Raw genomic sequence first — 16,333 nt, forward strand, 5'->3', positions numbered from 1 at the left:
TCAATCAGGGGAAGGTGACCGCAATGCCCATGGTGTATTGCAGGTACTTGATGATCTTGGTGGCGGACCAGACGGCCTCGCCGCCGGGGGCGAAATTATTGCCCAGATAACCGGTCCAGACGGCGCGCACCTGGGTGGCGCTGGGCACGGTGGTGGAGGCGGTATTGAGCAAGGCGGCCACCACCAGCTGAGCGATCAGCTTGTCATTGGCGGTGCCGGTAGTCGGGCCGGCCAGCACCTGCGCCAGCGTCAGCGCGGCATACAAGGTGGTGCCAGGGAAGGCGGTACCGAACAACATGGTACGGCTGAAGCCGGCAGGCCAGGTCACGCCCGCGGCGGCCCAATCGGCAGGGCGCTTGCGGGTGCCGCAAGCCGGGTCGGCGGCTTGGCCCACCAGACGGCTGACATTGGCCGACTGGAAGCCGGTCGGGCCATGGCATTCGATCGCGCCCAGCACCGGGCGGCTGGTGACGGTCAGAGCAACGGGAGCCGCGGCCAGGCCGCCTTTCAGCAAACGCCTTCTGGCCTCACGGCGAGAGGCGGCCGCATCGCCCGCAGGGCATGCAGCGGAGCCGGGCTCGCGCGGACTTTCGGATGGCTTGTTCATGACTTCATCTCCCTAGTGACGATCAGCCCCTCGCTCGCAGCCAGGTCACTGAGGTCAAGCAGCTTCAACTTTGGCGAAGTGTTTCATACAACACCCCGGACAGCCACCTCCGTCACCCCCCTTGAACGGGTGGTGAGTGGCTTCAAACGGTAAAACTACATGATCCAGGCGTGGATTTGATGACGAGATCGCGACGCCTGGCCTCTGTAGCGGCAAGCCCCGCTCAAACGGGGCCGGTGGCGAAAGTATCGCAGGCCTTCAACTCGCCGGCCTCCAGACCACGCCGGAACCAGCGCACGCGCTGCTCGCTGCTGCCGTGGGTGAAGCTTTCCGGCACCACCGTGCCCTGGGAGCGGCGCTGCAAGGTGTCGTCGCCGATCTGGGAGGCGGCATTCAGCCCTTCTTCGATATCCCCCTGCTCCAGCCAGCCCTTGCCTTGCTGGGACAGCTTGGCCCAGACGCCGGCATAGCAATCGGCCTGCAACTCCAGGCGCACGCTCAGAGCGTTGTAGTCTTTCTCCGAGACACGTTGGCGGGCCTTGTCCATCTTGGCCGTCGTGCCCTGCAGATTCTGCAAATGGTGGCCGACCTCATGGGCGATCACATAGGCTTGGGCGAAGTCGCCGGGCGCGCCCAGGCGGTCCCGCAAGGTGTCGTAAAAAGCCAGATCGATGTAAACACGTTGATCGGCGGGGCAATAGAACGGCCCCATGGCCGCCTCGCCCATGCCGCAGGCCGTCGCCTCGCGGCCGCGAAACAGCGCCAAGCGCGGCGGCTGGTATTGCTGCTGGCGGGCGGCGAAGTAGCGCCCCCAGACATCCTCGGTGTCGGCCAGCACGATCGAGGCGAAACGCCCGCCAGCGTCTTGCGGCTTGGTCCCGGGCTGGTGGGGGGCTTGCTGCGAGGGCGCCTGGCCGCCGCTGTCCATGCCGCCGAGCACGCCCAAGACCGTCATGGGATTGATGCCAAATGCCCAGGAGGCCAGCAAGGCGATGACGATGCCGCCCAGGCCGATGCGGCCGCCGCCCAAGCCCATCCCGCCACGGCCACCACCCCCGCCACCGCCCTCGCGCAGGTCGTCCACATTGTCACTTTCTCGCTGGCCTTCCCATTTCATGCAGGGCTCCTCGGGTGAAATATTTGCCGTCTGTGCCGCGGATTGTGCATCCCGTCGCGCACATCTTGGCGGCCGGCGGCCGTCACCAGACACTGCGCCCATTCTTCACCGCTTTGAGGACGAGAGCATGATGAAAACACTGAGCCTGTGTAGCGCCTTGCTGTGTCTTGCCGGCAGTGCGCTGGCCGCCGACGCGGGCAATGAATGGCAGCTGCGCATCAAGAACCATGGCAATAGCTGGACGGCCAGTTTCAGCGGCCCGGTGGAATACGGTGCCCCGGGCAAGCGGGTGCGCGGCTCCGGCCTCATCGTCGAAAAGGCCCGCGCGCTCGCGGCCTTCAGCAAGATCCGGCTCGACGGCCCGATGAATCTGCGCCTCAGCCAGGCCGGGGCCGATACGGTCAGGGTTTCGGCCGACGACAATATCGAACCCCTGATCGAAACCGTGGTGGAGGGCGACACCCTGGTGCTGCGCCTGCAAAAAGGCGCCGGCCTGACGAGCCGCCATGCGCCCACGGTGCTGGTGGAGAGCAAATCCCTGCAGGCACTGAGCATCCATGGCTCGGGCGATGTGAGCCTGGACAGGTTCAAGGGCGACAAGCTCAGCCTGGCCCTGGCCGGCTCCGGCGATCTGCGCATCGGCCTGCTGGAGGTCAAGGAGCTGATCGCCAGCGTTTCCGGTTCCGGCGATGTGGAGGTGGCCGGCCAGGCCGACAGCCAGCAATGGCAGCTGCAGGGCTCGGGCGATGTGAACGCGCGCAGCCTCAGTGGACGTAGCGTGCAAGCGCAGCTGACGGGTTCCGGCGATATGTCCATCGGCGTGACCCAGAACCTAGACGTTACCCTGCGCGGCTCGGGCGATCTGCGCTACGCCGGCCGGCCCCAGTTGCGGCAAACCGTCACGGGCTCGGGAGAAATCAGCGGCCGCTGACGCAAATCTGGTCAGTCAGCCGCCGGATTGCCGCAGAATGCGGCCCATGGAGGTGGCGATGATCGAGCCCCGTGCGCCGCAATCTGACGATCCCGAGAGTCTGGCCAGCACCTTGCTGAGCCTGCATGAAGACAGCCCCCTGCTGGTGGCCTTGTTCGATGCCGACGACGTGCTCCGTTACGCCAACAGCGCCTTTCGCCAGGCCTATTGCGTTGCGCCCGATGGCCGCCTGAGCTGGACCGACATGATGCGCGACAACCATGCCCGCAAACGCGGCGCCGCCATCGAGACCAAGAACATCGAAAACTGGCTCGCCTCGGTGCGCTCGCGCCGCGGCAAGCTGGCCTTTCGCGCCTTCGAGGCCGACCTGGCCGACGGCCGCTGGGTGTGGATGACGGAAACCACCCAGCGCCAGGGCTGGATGCTGTGCGTGGCCAGCGACATCAGCTCCTTGCGCCAGGACAGCCGCGCCCTGCGCCAGGCCCATGGCAAGGCCCTGGTCGCCTCGCAAACCGATGCCCTGACCGGCCTGAGCAACCGCCGCCACGGCATGCAGCTGCTGGAGGCAAGCCTGCAGGACAGCGAACTCTGGCCGCTGTGCCTGGCGGCCCTGGACCTGGACGGCTTCAAGCGCATCAACGATGGTCTGGGCCATGCCGCCGGCGACGCGGTGCTGAGCGACTTCGCCCGCCAGCTGCAGGCCGGCAGCCGGCGTGAGGACGGCTGCCTGCGTTTGGGCGGCGACGAGTTCCTGCTGATCCTGCCCTCGGCCGGCCTGCCCCAGGCCGAGGCCATCATCGAACGGCTGCTGGCGCGGGTGCGACGCGCCCGGCCCATCCCGACGGCGCCCGAGCAAGGCTATAGCTGCTCGGTTGGCCTGGTGCAAGCCCAATGGGGCGAGGGCGGGGAAGCCTTGATCGCCAGGGCCGATGCCGCCCTCTACCGGGCCAAGCAGGCCGGCCGCAATCGCCTGGAGATCGGCGACTGAGGAGGCCGGCTCCGCCCCTCAGGCCGCGGTCGGGCCGGCCGCGTACCAGAGTGCGGCGAAGAAATGGCAGACACTGCCGCCCAGCACAAACAGATGCCAGACGAAGTGGGCGTAGCGGATGCGGTGGTCCAGCAGAAACACCACCGCGCCCAGGGTATAGGCCAGGCCTCCGGCCACCAGCCAGGCCAGGCCGGCGCTTTCCATGCGGACGATCAGCGGGCCCATGGCGATGATGACCAGCCAGCCCATGGCCAGGTAGAGGCCGGTGGACCACAGCGGGTGGCGCAGGCGGTTGAACATCTTGGCCGTCACGCCGACGGCGGCGCTGGCCCAGACCAGGGCGAACAGCGTCCAGCCCCAGGCGCCATGTAGCACGCCCAGGGCAAACGGCGTGTAGCTGCCGGCGATGAAGAGGTAGATCGCCGCATGGTCCAGCCGGTTCAGCCACAGCTTGGCACGACCCTCGGGCACGGCGTGGTACAGGGTGGAGACCAGATAGAGCAGCATCATGGTCACCGAGAACACGCAGGCAGCCACTACATTGCGGGTCTCGCCCTGCTGGGCGGCCGAATAGGCCAGGATGGGGAGCGAAGCCACCGCCAGCAAAAAGCCCAGGCCGTGGCTGATCGCATTCGCGATCTCTTCGCCAAAGGATTGATTTCGTGTCGTCATCCGGGCATTCTGCTCCTGTCCCGTGGCAGAACATGTCACGGCAGCTCGGCACATGCCGGCGCCCGCCTCGGCCACCTTTTCAAAGACTTGCGGTCCATCTTGAACTCTCGCCCTGTGTCCCTGCCGCCCTCGCCCAGCAACACGGACTTGCGCCGTCGGCTCCTGGCGGCTTGCGCCCTCTTGCTGACCCTGCCCGGCCAGGCCCAGACCAATGGCGGCGAGGACGGCAGCGAAGGCATTCTGGTGATGATGGAAGAGCTGCAGCCCTTCTCCTTCCTCGACGAGCAGCGCCAGCCGGTGGGCTATGCGGTGGAGCTGGCGCGCGAGTTGCTGACGCGGGCCGATATGCCCGGCAACTTTGAGATCGGCTCCTGGACCCGGGTGCTGGCCAAGGGGCGCAGCCGCAGCGCGGTGCTGATCCCGGCCATCGTGCGCCTGCCCGAGCGGGAGCACGAGTATTACTGGCTGGGCAGCATCGCCCGGCGGCGCGGCATGGTCTACCGGTTGAAGCGCCGGCAGGAGATCAGGCCGCGCAATTTCGAGGAGCTGCGCCAGTACCGCACAGCGGTGGTGATAGGTGACGCCTCGGAGCGCGAGATGCTCAGGCTGGGCCTGGCGCCCGACCTCCATCTGGACCGCTGCGCCGACTACGCGGTGGCGCTGCGGCGCCTGTTCGCCGGGCGGGTGGATCTGCTGTCCGTCAGCCAGGGCGTGGCCCCGGCCGTGCTCAAGCAATACGGCTATCCCTTCGAGGCGCTGGAGCCGGTGCTCAAGCTGCCCGAATCCCTGCCCTCCATGGCCCTGAGCCTGGCCACCGACACCACCACCCGGCAGAAGCTGCAGCGGGCTTTCGACGCCATGAAGCGGGACGGCCGCATGGCCGAGATTGCGGCGCGCTACCCCACGCTGCCGCAAGACCCCTGAGCTTGAATCAGCGCGGGGCCGCCACCGGCATCAGAGGCAGGGGCAAGACCTGACCCTGGGCCTGGGCGGGCGCACGGACCTGCAGGATCTTGGCCAGGGTGGGCGCAATATCGGCCACCTCCACCGGCGTTTTCACCTCGCCCTGGCCCAGCCAGGCCGGACCCCAGCCGAGGATGGGCACATGGGTGTCGTAGGCATAGGGCGTGCCGTGCGAGCTGCCGCCCACGCGTGAGCCGAACAGCCAGCCCGGCTTGACCACCACCTGCACGGGTGCGGCACGCTGCGGATCCCATGACTTGCGCATGGCCGCCAGATACGGCGTCTGCCTGTCATCGCCACGCAGCTGGGCCTCGGTGAAGGCATCGGCCACGCCGGGCAGTTGCAGCAGCAAAGCCTTGGTCTCGGCGTAGACAGCCTCGGGCTGCAAGCCCTTCTGGGCGATCAGCTTCTGGTCGAACAAGATGCCGGCGGCCGAGAAGGCCGTGGCCCAGCGGCCCTCGCCGAACTTTTTCACCAGGCCGGTATTGACCCAGGCCATCATCTGGCTGGGGTTGAGGCGCTCGGCGTCACGGCCCTGGCTCTTGGCCCATTCCGGCGTGTCGGCAAAACCGTGGTCAGCGGTCAGCACGACCATATAGTTAGCAGCACCAACTTTGCCATCCAGATACTGGAAGAAGCCCTGCAGATAACGGTCCAGATGCAGGAAGTGATCGTGCGAGAGGCGCGACTCGGGCCCGAAAGCGTGGTTGACGTAGTCGTGGCTGGACAGGCTCACCGACAGGATGTCGGTCTTCTCGTCCACGCCCAGCTGCTCGCCCTCCAGGGCCGCCCGGGCGAAGGCCAGGGTCAGCTCGTCGCCAAAGGGCGAGGGCAGGATATTGCCGTAGAACAGCGGGCCGGGCTTCTCATGCTTGTCGCCCAGGACGGCGGGCAGCTTGTTGCCGTTGCCGCCGGTGTACTGCCAGCTCTGGCCGTCCGGCACCGAGCGGGCATAGGCCGCCTCGGGCAGCAGCGGCGCCCAGGCCTTGCCGAAGAAGGCGTCGGCCGGCTTGGCGGCGTTGAAGTCCTTCACCCATTGCGGGTGGCTGGCCATGTAGTAGGTGCTGGAGGCGAACTGACCGGTGGCGCCCATATACATATAGGCCACACCCTTGTGGCCGGCCGGCAGAATGGCGCCGCGGTCCTTGCCCGAGACGGCGATCACCTTGGACGCCGGGTCCACCGTGCGCAGCACATCGCCCACCGTCTCCACCTTCAGATTGCGCGGGCTGGTGCCGGCCAGGGGTTCGGTCTTGTTGTCGATATAGCTATAGGCCGCGTCGCTGGTGCAATAGACCGCCTCGCCGCTGGCCGGGTCGCGCCACTCATTGCTGATGATGCCGCTGCGCTGCGGGTAGGCGCCGCTGAGCATGACCGAATGGCCGGCCGCCGTCACCGTGTGGCCATGGCCGTAATGCGCGTTGGCGAACCAGGCGCCGCGGTCCAGAAAACGCTTGAAGCCGTCGGGCTGCAGCTGGTCGCGGTAGGCCAGCACCTGGCGCATGGGCAGGCCGTCGACGACCATGAAGACGATCAGCTTGGGACGCGAGGCCTGCGCGGCGGCGCCGGCCACCGGCATGGGCGCCAGGCTGGGGGTGGAGGAGCAGCCCAGCAGCGCAAAGGCCAGGGGCAGGGTCGAAAGAATCCGGGGAGCAAATTTAGACATGGTCGGAACGGGCTGCGATCAAGCCCCCGAGCTTAGTGCATTGCGAGAGCCGGGCTCAGGGCGCCGTCAAGGGAATGCGGATCTCGAAGCTGGTGCCCTCGCCCGGCTCGCTGCGCACCGTGATGCTGCCGCCCAGTACCGCATTGACGATGTTGTAGCTGATGTGCAGGCCCAGGCCGCTGCCGCCCTGGCCCAGCTTGGTGGTGAAGAAGGGCTCGAACACATGGCCCAGGCTTTCGGCATGGATGCCGCGGCCGTTGTCATGCAGCTCCAGTCGCACCCAGTCGCCCGGCAGGCGCTGGGCCCGCAGCTGCAGCTGGCCCTGGCGCCGCCCTTCGAAGCCGTGGACGATGGCATTGAGGATCAGATTGGTCAGCACCTGGCCCAGGGCGCCGGGGAAGCTGTCCATGCGCAGCTCGGCCGGCACGTCCAGCTGCAACTCATGGCCGTCCTTGCGCAGTCGGTTGCCCAGGGTCAGGGCCAGCTCTTCACACAGGCCGCGCAGATCGAACTGGCGGCGCTGGTCCGAGGTCTGGTCCACCGCCAGATGCTTGAAGCTGCTGATCAGGCTGGCCGCGCTGCCCAGGCTGCGCACCAGCAGGCTGCTGGCCTCCTCGGTGCCCTGGCAGTAACGCTCCAGTTCCGAGCGCCGCAGCGCGCCCTCCCGCACCGTGGCAAGAAAGCGTTTGCTGTTGTCGCGCAAGGTGCTGGCCATCAGCAGGCTGTTACCGATGGGCGTGTTCAGCTCATGGGCCACGCCGGCTACCAGGGAGCCCAGGGCCGCCATCTTCTCCTGCTCCACCAGCCGGGTCTGGGCCAGTTGCAGGCGGCGGTAGGCCTCGGCATTGTCCAGCGCCACGGCGGCATAGGCGCCCAGGGTGCGCAGGATGTCGAGGTCGCCATTGCCAAAGGCACGCGGCCGCTTGTTCAACACGCTGATGACGCCGATCACCACGCCCTTGATCATCATGGGCACGTAAAGAGCCGAGCGCGACAGCGCCGGCTCCGCCCCGTCCTGCAGGGTGATGCGGCTGGCCTCCGCGGCGCCGGGCCGCGTCAGCAGGCGGTTGTCCTGGCCCAGCTCGTCGAGCAGCAGCTCACGGCCATGCAGCGCGCATTGCACCGCAGGCTGATCCAGCGAGTCCAGGCTGCGCTGATAGGGCAGCAAGGGCTCGCCCTCCTGCATCACATAGTCAAACGCCACCACCCGCGCCTGCCAGTCCACCAGGCCCACGCCAAAAACATGGGCCTCGATCAGCCCGTTGACATGGCGGTACAGGGTTTGCTGGATGGCCTCCAGCTCCAGCGAGGCGGTGATCTGCCGGCCGATCTCGCTCAGCAGGCCGATATCACGCCGGGCCTTCTCGGCCGCCATGCCCTGGGCCACGGCCAGTTGCTTCTCATGCGCCAGCTGCTGCTGCTGATCCAGCAACTGCTGGGTGCGCGAGCGCACCTCGCGCTCCAGCCACTGGCGCGACTGCTGCAGGGCCCGCACCCGCAGCCGGTAGGCCGTGCCCAGCAGCAATAGCAGCAATAGCGCGGCGGCGGCGCGCGCCCACCAGGTGGCCCAGAAGGGTGGTGCCACCACCACGCTGAGCAGCTCGCGCGGCTCGCCCCACAGACCATCGGGGTTGGCGGCCTTGGCCAGCAGGCGGTAGCGGCCGGGGTCCAGATTGGTATAGGTCGCCAGGCCGGCATCGCCCTCGCCAAAAATCCACTCGCGATCAAAGCCCTCCAGCTTCCAGGCATAGCGGTTCAGCCGGCTTTTATCGAACTGCAGGGCCGAGAGCTCGAAGCTGACCATATTCTGCTTATGCGTCAGCTGCAGGCTGCGCGCCAGGTGCAGAGGGCCGCTGATGCCCACATCACCCAGGCCCGGGCCCTGGCCGGCCGCATGGGGCAGCAAGGACTGGTTGAACAGGCGCAGATCGCTCAGCACCAGCTCGGGCTTGAGCGGGTTGTCGTGCAACTGCTCGGACCGCACCCGCAGCACGCCGGAGCCGCCGAAGAAAATGCTGCCATCCGGTCCGCGCGCCACCGCGCCGAACTCGAAGCCGCCACCAAAACGCGCAAAGCCGGGGTAGAAGCGCGCCCGGCCACGCGCGGTTTCGACCCGGGTCAGGCCCAGTTCACTGCCCAGCCAGAGATCGCCATTGCCGGCGTCCTGAATCGACTCAAAGGACGCGGCGGGCAGGCCCGGCAGCTCGGCCATGGATTTGAGCTCCCAGCCCTCCCCCTGGCCCACCAGCTCGAACAGGCCCTGGGGGCTGGCCAGCCAGATGCGGCCTTGGTCATCCTGACGCAGGCCCTGCACCGCCAGACGCTCGGGCCGGGGCAGCACCGCATTCGCCCGCAGCGGCTGCGAGAAGCGTTCACCGACGGGGTCCCACAGATGCAGGCCGCCCTTGCTGCCCACCCACAGGCGGCCCGCGTGGTCCTCCAGCAAGCAGTCCACCGTGTCGCTGGCCAGGCCGCTATTGCCATCGGCGCGGAACCAGCGCATCAAGCGGTCCTGCCGGTCAAAGCGGTACAGCCCCACCGAACTGCCCGCCCACAAGCTGCCCCCGCGGTCGCGCAAAAGGCTGCTGATGGACAGCTTGCCCGTCAGCACCGTCTGGCTGCGGCCGCGCCGGCTGTCGTAGCGCAGCACCCCGTTCTCGCCGCCCACCCACAACTGGCCGGCGTCGCCGGGCAGCAAGACCTTGATCAAGGGCATGGGCAGGTGCGCCAGCGGGATGCGCTCGCTGCGCCCGCTGCCCAGGTGGACGCGGTTCAGGCCGCCGCCATAAGTGCCCACCCACAGGGATTCAGCACCGTCCGGCGCCACCGCCCCCACCTGCGGCCAGGACAGCGTCTGCGGCTCGCCCGGCAGATTGACGTAGCGGCTGAAGCCGCCCGAACCGAGATCGGTGATGCTCAGGCCCGCCCCCCAGCTGCCCACCCACAGGCTGCCGTTGCGGTCCTGCATCAGCGAGCTGACCAGGTCCGAAGCCAGGCTGCTGGGCACGGCGTCGTAGTGGGCGAAGTGGCGGACCGTCTCGCTCCCCGCGTGCCAGCGGTGCAGGCCGGCGCCTTGGTCGCCATTCATCGTGAACCAGATATTGTTCTCCGCATCGCGCAACAAGTTCACCACACGGGAGCGCGGCAGCTGCAGCCGCAGTTGCAGGGGGTCAGGTCTTGCCGGCTGGCCGTCCGGCTGCAGGCGCCAAACCTGCATGCCGCCCATCAGGCCCAGCCACAAGCGCCCCTGACCATCGAACACCAGCGCCCGCGCCTGCAGCTCGATCTCGCTCAAGGCCTGGGCGCCCAGGCCCCGGCGGGTGTCGATGGCCTCGGCCAGGCTGTGGTCGGCCCGCACATGCAAGGCGTGGTGGCCTTGCAGCAGCCACACCCCGCCCTGGCCATCGCCCACCATGCGGCGGATCGGGCCGCTGGCCGGCTGGGCCGCGCCCTGGGGCGGCGCCCAGGGGCGGTAGGCCGCAAGCGCCTTGTCGAACAGATACAGCCCGCCCGTGCTGGCCACCCACAGGGTTTGCGCATCCGCCACCGCCAGGCCCACCACCCGCCGCTTGCCTGCCGCCAGCTCGGGCGGCGAGGCATGGCGGCGCAGGTGGTCGCTGCGCAGGTCCACCTGGTTGAGCCCGGCATCGGTGCCCACCCACATGCTGGCCGTGCGCTCATCCTCCAGCAAGACCTGCACCACCGGATGGTCCAGGGCCTCGGGGCGGTCCAGATCGGCGGCAAATTTCTTGAAGTGGCGGCCGTCATAACGCAGCAAACCATGGGTCGTGCCTATCCAGACCAGGCCCTGCCTGTCCTGGTAGGTGCTCAGCACACCCAGGCTGGGCAAACCCTCCTCGGCGCCCAGGCGGCTGAAGCTCAGCTCCAGCAAGGCGGTGGGTTGCTCGGCCCGCGCCAACAGGCCCGAAGCCAGCAAAACCCCCATCAGGGCCAGCCGAGCAAACAGGCAAATCTTGGTGAAAACTCCGGGCACAGGCATCGAACCATCAAATCCGCAGGGCGTGGATCTGACAGCGTACCCCCCGGGCCAGGCTCAGACAATCAGGCCCGGCCACACTTCGCCAAATGCTGGCGAAATTGGCGCCATCCAGGCCGGCGCGGGCCAGTGCATGGGCCGGCGCACGGGCCTCAGTTGCGGTGCCTGCTGCGGCGCTCTTCCGCGACCGGGCCCTGGCCCTCGGCTTGCAGGGCCGCATCGGCGGCTTGCAACAGTTCTTCGGCGCTCAGGCGGCAGCGCTCGCTCTCCTGGCCGCCCCGTTCGCTACGCGCCCAAGCCATATTCAGGGCCAGGCTCAGGCACTCGTGGCGATGCTCGTAGGCCCCACTCAGCTGCTGCTGCAAGCGCTGCTGCACGGCGCCGGGCTTGGCCCCCGCCATATTCTGCAGCACCACGCCGAAGCGCCGGGCGCCGATCTGCACCACCACATCGTTGCTGCGCACCCGCGCCCGCAGGCGCTCACCCATGGCCGTCAGCACCGCCTGGATCTGCTCGGCATTCGCCGCGCGGGCCTCCACGACCAAGCTGCGCAAGCTCATCATCAACAAGGCCGGCTCGGCCCCGTTGCGCCGGGCACTGCCCAGCTCGCGGTTGAACAGGCTGGCAAAGCCCTCCAGCGTCGGCACCCGGATGAGCTCGGGCGGTGCCGGCCGCAGCCGCAGAGGCAGGGGCACGCTGACCACGAGCTGGCTGACTTCGGGCTTGGAGCTGTTGATAAACATGGCGCTGCGTCTCTTTTGGGTTGCGGGACACGTCGGACAAAAAAGGTGAGGGCAGCGCCAATGACACATGTTCTCCGAACGCGGCCTCCCCAGACCTTGCGCCAATGTCATGCCCTCATTGTTTAAAACGGAATCCCGACGGCAAACCCGACATGCGGCTCGCACAAATTTGCAAATAGCTGCGGTGCCACCACGTTCAGCCGCTAGAGTCGCTAACCTGCCAGCCATGCATTAAATGAGAGGCCCGGCCAAGCCGGGAGCCAAGGACGTGAGGACCAGCGAGGATCAGCCGCCCGCCGCCAGGAGCGATGCCAATGAAATCACCGTGCTGCTGCGCGCCGCCAGCGCGGGTGATGCCCTGGCCGGCGAGCGCGTCATCAGCCTGCTCTACGCCGACCTGCAGCGCCTGGCGCGCAGCCGCCTGCGCCAGGCCGGCAATGCCGGCGGCCTGACCCTGCTGGACCCGACCGGCCTGGTACACGAGTCCTATCTGCGCCTGCAGCAAGGCGGCAGCGGCGGCGTGCTGGACTTCCCCGACCGCAAGCATTTCCTGGCCTACGCCGCGCGGGTGATGCACAACCTGGTGGTCGATATGGTGCGCGCCGCCCAGGCCCAGCGCCACGGCGGCGAGTACGAGCACATCACCCTGGGCACCACCATCGCCGGCCTGCCCGCCGTGCAGAACGATGCGCAGATCCTGGGCGTACACGAGGCGCTGCAAGAGCTGGCGGCCTTTGACCCGCGCCTGAGCCAAGTGGTGGAAATGCGTTACTTCGGCGGCCTGAGCGAGCGCGAAATCGCCGACAGCCTGGGCCTGACCGAGAGAACCGTGCAGCGCGACTGGCAGAAAGCCAGGCTCTACCTCTCCATCGCCATGCAGAAGTAAACAAAAAAGGAAAGAATCCAAGGCATGCGGGAAATCGACAAAGCACGCTGGCCCCGGCTCAGCCCCTTGCTGGACGAATTGCTGGACCTCGACGAGGCCGGCGCCCGCGCCGCCCGCCTGCAGCAGCTGCAGGCCGCGCACCCCGAGCTGGCCGAAGACCTGGCCGAGCTGCTGCGCCGCCAGGCCGAGCAGGACGCTGCCGACTACCTCGCCCCGCCCCTGCTGCAAGGCCTGGCCGCCGCCGAGCCCGGCCCGCGGCTGGCCGCCGGCCAGAGCGTGGGCGCCTACACCCTGGAGCGCATCATCGGCCAGGGCGGCATGGGCGCGGTCTGGCTGGCCCGCCGCACCGACGGGCGCTATGACGCGCAAGTAGCGATCAAGTTCCTCAGCACCGGCCTGGCCGGCCGGGGCGATGCCGGCCGCTTCGCCCGCGAAGGCCAGATCCTCGCCCGCCTGGCCCATCCGCATATCGCCCGCATGCTGGACGCCGGCATCGCCCAGCTGGACGGGGGAATAGCCGGCACCAGCGCCGGCCGCCTGCCCTATCTGGTGCTGGAATACATCGAAGACGGCCAGCCCATAGACCGCTTCTGCGAGGCCCAGCAGCTCGATCTGCGCGGCCGCGTGCAGCTGTTCCAGAGCGTGCTGGCCGCCGTCGCCCATGCGCACAACCGGCTGATCCTGCACCGCGACTTGAAGCCCTCCAACATCCTGGTCACCCCCAGGGGCGAGGTCAAGCTGCTGGACTTCGGCATCGCCAAGCTGCTGGACGAAGGCGAGGACGAGCACGCCCTGCCCAGCGGCACGGCCTCCGAGCTGACCCAGCAGGCCGGCCGCGCCTTCACCCCGCGCTACGCCTCGCCCGAGCAGGTGCAGGGCGGCGAAGTCACCACCGCCACCGACGTCTACGCCCTCGGCGTGCTGCTCTACCTGCTGCTCAGCGGCCGCCACCCCACCAGCACCAGCGACAACGAAGCCAGCACCACGCCGCTGGAACGCATGCGCGGCATCGTGGAGGTGGAGCCCAGGAAACTCTCCGAGACCGTGCGCGCACAAGGTGGCGAGCGCGCGAAGAAATCCGCCCGCGACTTGCGCGGCGACCTGGACACCATCGTCGCCAAGGCGCTCAAGAAAGCCCCGGCCGAACGCTACGCCAACGCCGCCGAGCTGAGTGAGGATCTGCGCCGCTGGCTGGCCCATGAACCCATCGCCGCCCGGCCCGACAGCGCCTACTACCGCACGGCCAAGTTTGTGCGGCGCCATCGCTGGGGGGTGGCGGCGGGCACTTTCGCCAGCCTGGCCGTCGCGGCGGGCGCCGGCCTCGCGGTCTGGAAAGCCCAGGAGGCCCACGAACAGCGCATGCAGGCCGAAAGCCTGATCGAGTTCATGCTGGGCGATCTGCGCAAAAAGCTGGAGCCCGTGGGGCGGCTGGATGTGCTGGACGCCGTGGGCGAAAAAGCGCTGGGCTATTACTCGCAGCAAGACGCCCGCAGCGCCTCGGCCGACTCCTTGGGGCGGCAGGCCCGGGCCTTGCATCTGCTGGGTGAGATGGCGGACGCGCGGGGCGAGCTGGACCGGGCCGAGCAGATGTTCAAACAAGCGGCGCAAAGCACCGCCGAGCTGCTGGCCCGCAACCCCGGCGAGGAGGCCCGTGTTTTCGAGCACGCCCAAAGCACGTACTGGATGGCCTATGCCGCAAGGCGCCGCGGCGACCTCCAGGCCGCGGCCGCGCAGTTTGAGGCTTACCGGCAGCTCGCCGCCCGGCTGACCGCGCTCAACCCCGGCAAGCCGGAATGGCAGATGGAACAGGCGGCGGCCGAATCGAATCTGGGCATTCTTCAGCTGGAGCGCAACCAGGCGCTGGAAGCCCAGCAAGCTCTTACCAGATCCAGCGAGCTGTGGCGCCAGGTGCTGGCGCAAAGACCCGCCGCCCGGCTGGACTACGCCTCGACCTTGGGCTGGCTGGCCAATGCCCACCAGGCCTTGGGCGATTACAAACAGGCGCTGGCCGCCCAAGCGGCCAAGGTCGCCTTGTTTGACGATCAAACCAATGCATCGAGCAATAGCGAGGTCCGCCATATTCAGGCCACGGCTTCTTTTTACTCCGGCCAGCTGCTGCTGCTGATGGGCCAGCTCGACCCGGCCCTGGGCAAGAGCCTGGAGGCCGTCGTCCGGCTGAAGGCCTTGCAAGCCCTGGAACCCGGCAATCTGGAGTGGCTGCAACATCTCTGCTTTGCCCAGTTGCTGGTCGCCGAAATCCATCTCGCCCAGGGCGACGCCCGGGCCGGGCGGCTCGCGCTCGCTGCCGTGCAGGCCGATACCGAGCACTTGCTGCGCCAGGATGCCAAGCGGCTCGCCTGGCAGGTCAAGCTGAAAGGCATTCAGCTGACCTTGTCGGCCCGCCTGGCCTTATTAGAGGGCAAGCCTCTTCAAACCGCGCCATTGCTCAATTACCTGGACGGTGTCCGCACATTCGAGGGTGGCGGCAAACGGCTGAAGCCGGAGAACAACCGCGTCGTTGCCGAAGCCCAGCTACTGGCGGGCGACGCCCTGGTCGAATCTGGCCAAGCTGTCGAAGCCCAAACTCTGTGGCTGAACCTGGTGAATCGCCTGCAGGCACAGGTGACGAATCGCGACCAAGACGCGATGGCCCTGCAGGCTCTTGCCTTACTCAGGCTGGACCGGCCTCAAGAAGCGCTGCATCTGGCCGAAACATTGGCAGCCACGACGTACCGGCACCCACGCCATGCCGAATTGGCCGCGCTGATCAAAAAATAAGGCCAGCCAAGTCGGCACCGGCTGAACCCACCATCCACAGCAAGAAAAGGGAAGAAAACCATGACGACGACACAGAACGATACGGCCCTGAGCATCAGCGTCGATGTATTGGAAGAAGGCGGCAAGACCACCGTGGTCTGCTCGCCCGAGGTGCTGGCGGTGAGCGACCGCAACTCGCTGATCGTGTTCAATCTGCTCAACCCCGACTACGAGTTCCCCGCCAGCGGCGCCATCGTCTTTGCCCAGGGGGCTGGCGAGTTCCCCAATAGCTGGTATCTCGACCCCGCCTATGTGGCCGTGCGGGATCGGCGCTTGACGACGGGCGAGTACGCCTACACCGCCACCGTGCAACACAGGCAAACCAAGGAACAGCACTCGGTCGATCCGGTCATCAAGAATATGAACGAATAGGTCCATCCGCTGCAGCGAGGCCTGGCAACCAGGTAGGGAGGGTCTTGCCCCGCCCTACGGTAGGCTCGGGGAATGGTGCATAAACACAGCAATTCCCCGGCCTCATCGCTGGCCGCCCCGGCCAATGCCGAATTCGGCAAACCCCTGCGCGGCAACACCCTCATCTTCGAGGCCGACACCCGGGCCGGCCGGGGGCCTTTGACAAGCCTGGTCAGATACCCCAGGATGCCATCATGCCCATCGACCCCATGAATGTCGCACTGCCAGAGTCGCTGCGCGCCTACGTGAGCCAACGAGTCGCATCGGGACAGTACGGCGACGCCAGCGAGTACCTGCGCGAGCTCATCCGCAAGGATCAGCGCGAACAAGAGCTTGTGTGGCTGCGCGCACTGGTCGAGCAGGGCCTGAGCAGCGGCCCGGCTGCGCCGGATACGCCAGAAGACTGGGCTGAGCTGCGGGGCATCGCAAGCGGCCATATCGAGTGAGCACCCTCGCGCTCACACCGGCAGCCCGGCAGGATCGCCGCAACGAAGTCAGGCCCTAGCTTCGCCCGGGGCTGCGTTAGGCTTGGCTC

The 16,333-nt window shown here is 67.7% G+C and carries 13 protein-coding genes; 7 read left to right on the forward strand and 6 right to left on the reverse strand.

Translation table 11 applies throughout. The features are described from left to right. Positions 1 to 4 precede the first annotated feature (4 nt). Positions 5 to 607 carry a hypothetical protein gene (locus HNP55_RS08810; protein ID WP_184298318.1) on the reverse strand — a complete coding sequence of 201 codons (603 nt, stop codon included), beginning with the start codon at positions 605 to 607 and terminating at the stop codon, positions 5 to 7. Positions 608 to 830: 223 nt separating this feature from the next. Continuing rightward, a complete protein-coding gene (locus tag HNP55_RS08815; RefSeq protein ID WP_184298320.1) occupies positions 831 to 1,724 on the reverse strand; it encodes a neutral zinc metallopeptidase in 894 nt (297 codons plus the stop codon). Between the two features lie 127 nt (positions 1,725 to 1,851). Here HNP55_RS08815 and HNP55_RS08820 point away from each other — a divergent pair, with 127 nt between their 5' ends. Together HNP55_RS08820 and HNP55_RS08825 are read left to right on the forward strand one after the other, a co-directional pair. After that, positions 1,852 to 2,655: a head GIN domain-containing protein gene (locus tag HNP55_RS08820; protein WP_184298322.1), complete on the forward strand. Its 804-nt coding sequence runs from the start codon at positions 1,852 to 1,854 to the stop codon at positions 2,653 to 2,655. 58 nt (positions 2,656 to 2,713) lie between these two features. Beyond that, positions 2,714 to 3,643 carry a GGDEF domain-containing protein gene (locus tag HNP55_RS08825; RefSeq protein ID WP_184298323.1) on the forward strand — a complete coding sequence of 310 codons (930 nt, stop codon included), beginning with the start codon at positions 2,714 to 2,716 and terminating at the stop codon, positions 3,641 to 3,643. A gap of 18 nt (positions 3,644 to 3,661) precedes the next feature. On the opposite strand, the gene trhA is transcribed toward HNP55_RS08825, so the two are convergent. Further along, on the reverse strand, positions 3,662 to 4,315 hold the full coding sequence (gene trhA, locus HNP55_RS08830; RefSeq protein WP_184298325.1) for a PAQR family membrane homeostasis protein TrhA: 654 nt from the start codon (positions 4,313 to 4,315) through the stop codon (positions 3,662 to 3,664). Between the two features lie 99 nt (positions 4,316 to 4,414). On the opposite strand from trhA, the gene HNP55_RS08835 reads away from it, so the two are divergent. After that, positions 4,415 to 5,239, forward strand: coding sequence for a substrate-binding periplasmic protein (locus tag HNP55_RS08835; RefSeq protein WP_184298328.1), 825 nt, complete (start codon positions 4,415 to 4,417; stop codon positions 5,237 to 5,239). A gap of 7 nt (positions 5,240 to 5,246) precedes the next feature. Here the strand turns inward: HNP55_RS08835 and HNP55_RS08840 are convergent, their stop codons facing one another. From HNP55_RS08840 to HNP55_RS08850, 3 genes are all read right to left on the reverse strand, one after another. Beyond that, a complete protein-coding gene (locus HNP55_RS08840) occupies positions 5,247 to 6,944 on the reverse strand; it encodes an alkaline phosphatase family protein (RefSeq protein ID WP_184298329.1) in 1,698 nt (565 codons plus the stop codon). Between the two features lie 55 nt (positions 6,945 to 6,999). After that, positions 7,000 to 10,938 (reverse strand): two-component regulator propeller domain-containing protein, encoded by a 3,939-nt coding sequence (locus HNP55_RS08845; protein WP_221439518.1) that lies wholly within the window; start codon positions 10,936 to 10,938, stop codon positions 7,000 to 7,002. Between the two features lie 155 nt (positions 10,939 to 11,093). Further along, complete coding sequence (locus tag HNP55_RS08850; protein ID WP_184298334.1) at positions 11,094 to 11,684, reverse strand: diguanylate cyclase domain-containing protein; 591 nt, start codon at positions 11,682 to 11,684, stop codon at positions 11,094 to 11,096. Positions 11,685 to 11,952: 268 nt separating this feature from the next. Here HNP55_RS08850 and HNP55_RS08855 point away from each other — a divergent pair, with 268 nt between their 5' ends. The 4 genes from HNP55_RS08855 to HNP55_RS08870 all read left to right on the forward strand — a co-directional run bounded on the left by HNP55_RS08855 (position 11,953) and on the right by HNP55_RS08870 (position 16,244). Continuing rightward, positions 11,953 to 12,570 carry an ECF-type sigma factor gene (locus HNP55_RS08855; protein WP_184298336.1) on the forward strand — a complete coding sequence of 206 codons (618 nt, stop codon included), beginning with the start codon at positions 11,953 to 11,955 and terminating at the stop codon, positions 12,568 to 12,570. A gap of 24 nt (positions 12,571 to 12,594) precedes the next feature. Beyond that, a complete protein-coding gene (locus tag HNP55_RS08860; RefSeq protein ID WP_184298338.1) occupies positions 12,595 to 15,348 on the forward strand; it encodes a protein kinase domain-containing protein in 2,754 nt (917 codons plus the stop codon). A 60-nt stretch (positions 15,349 to 15,408) separates the two neighbouring features. Continuing rightward, complete coding sequence (locus HNP55_RS08865) at positions 15,409 to 15,759, forward strand: hypothetical protein (RefSeq protein WP_184298340.1); 351 nt, start codon at positions 15,409 to 15,411, stop codon at positions 15,757 to 15,759. Positions 15,760 to 15,992: 233 nt separating this feature from the next. Then, a complete protein-coding gene (locus HNP55_RS08870; protein WP_184298342.1) occupies positions 15,993 to 16,244 on the forward strand; it encodes a type II toxin-antitoxin system ParD family antitoxin in 252 nt (83 codons plus the stop codon). Positions 16,245 to 16,333: the final 89 nt, after the last annotated feature.

It is taken from the genome of Roseateles oligotrophus (assembly GCF_014204525.1).
Lineage (GTDB): Bacteria > Pseudomonadota > Gammaproteobacteria > Burkholderiales > Burkholderiaceae_C > Paucibacter_A > Paucibacter_A oligotrophus_A.

Excerpts from the sequence above, each read along its gene's own strand:
- HNP55_RS08810 (WP_184298318.1), bottom strand. The coding sequence starts at position 607 with ATGAACAAGCCATCCGAAAGTCCGCGCGAGCCCGGCTCCGCTGCATGC.
- HNP55_RS08815 (WP_184298320.1), bottom strand. The coding sequence starts at position 1,724 with ATGAAATGGGAAGGCCAGCGAGAAAGTGACAATGTGGACGACCTGCGC.
- HNP55_RS08820 (WP_184298322.1), top strand. The coding sequence starts at position 1,852 with ATGATGAAAACACTGAGCCTGTGTAGCGCCTTGCTGTGTCTTGCCGGC.
- HNP55_RS08825 (WP_184298323.1), top strand. The coding sequence starts at position 2,714 with ATGATCGAGCCCCGTGCGCCGCAATCTGACGATCCCGAGAGTCTGGCC.
- trhA (WP_184298325.1), bottom strand. The coding sequence starts at position 4,315 with ATGACGACACGAAATCAATCCTTTGGCGAAGAGATCGCGAATGCGATC.
- HNP55_RS08840 (WP_184298329.1), bottom strand. The coding sequence starts at position 6,944 with ATGTCTAAATTTGCTCCCCGGATTCTTTCGACCCTGCCCCTGGCCTTT.
- HNP55_RS08850 (WP_184298334.1), bottom strand. The coding sequence starts at position 11,684 with ATGTTTATCAACAGCTCCAAGCCCGAAGTCAGCCAGCTCGTGGTCAGC.
- HNP55_RS08860 (WP_184298338.1), top strand. The coding sequence starts at position 12,595 with ATGCGGGAAATCGACAAAGCACGCTGGCCCCGGCTCAGCCCCTTGCTG.
- HNP55_RS08865 (WP_184298340.1), top strand. The coding sequence starts at position 15,409 with ATGACGACGACACAGAACGATACGGCCCTGAGCATCAGCGTCGATGTA.
- HNP55_RS08870 (WP_184298342.1), top strand. The coding sequence starts at position 15,993 with ATGCCCATCGACCCCATGAATGTCGCACTGCCAGAGTCGCTGCGCGCC.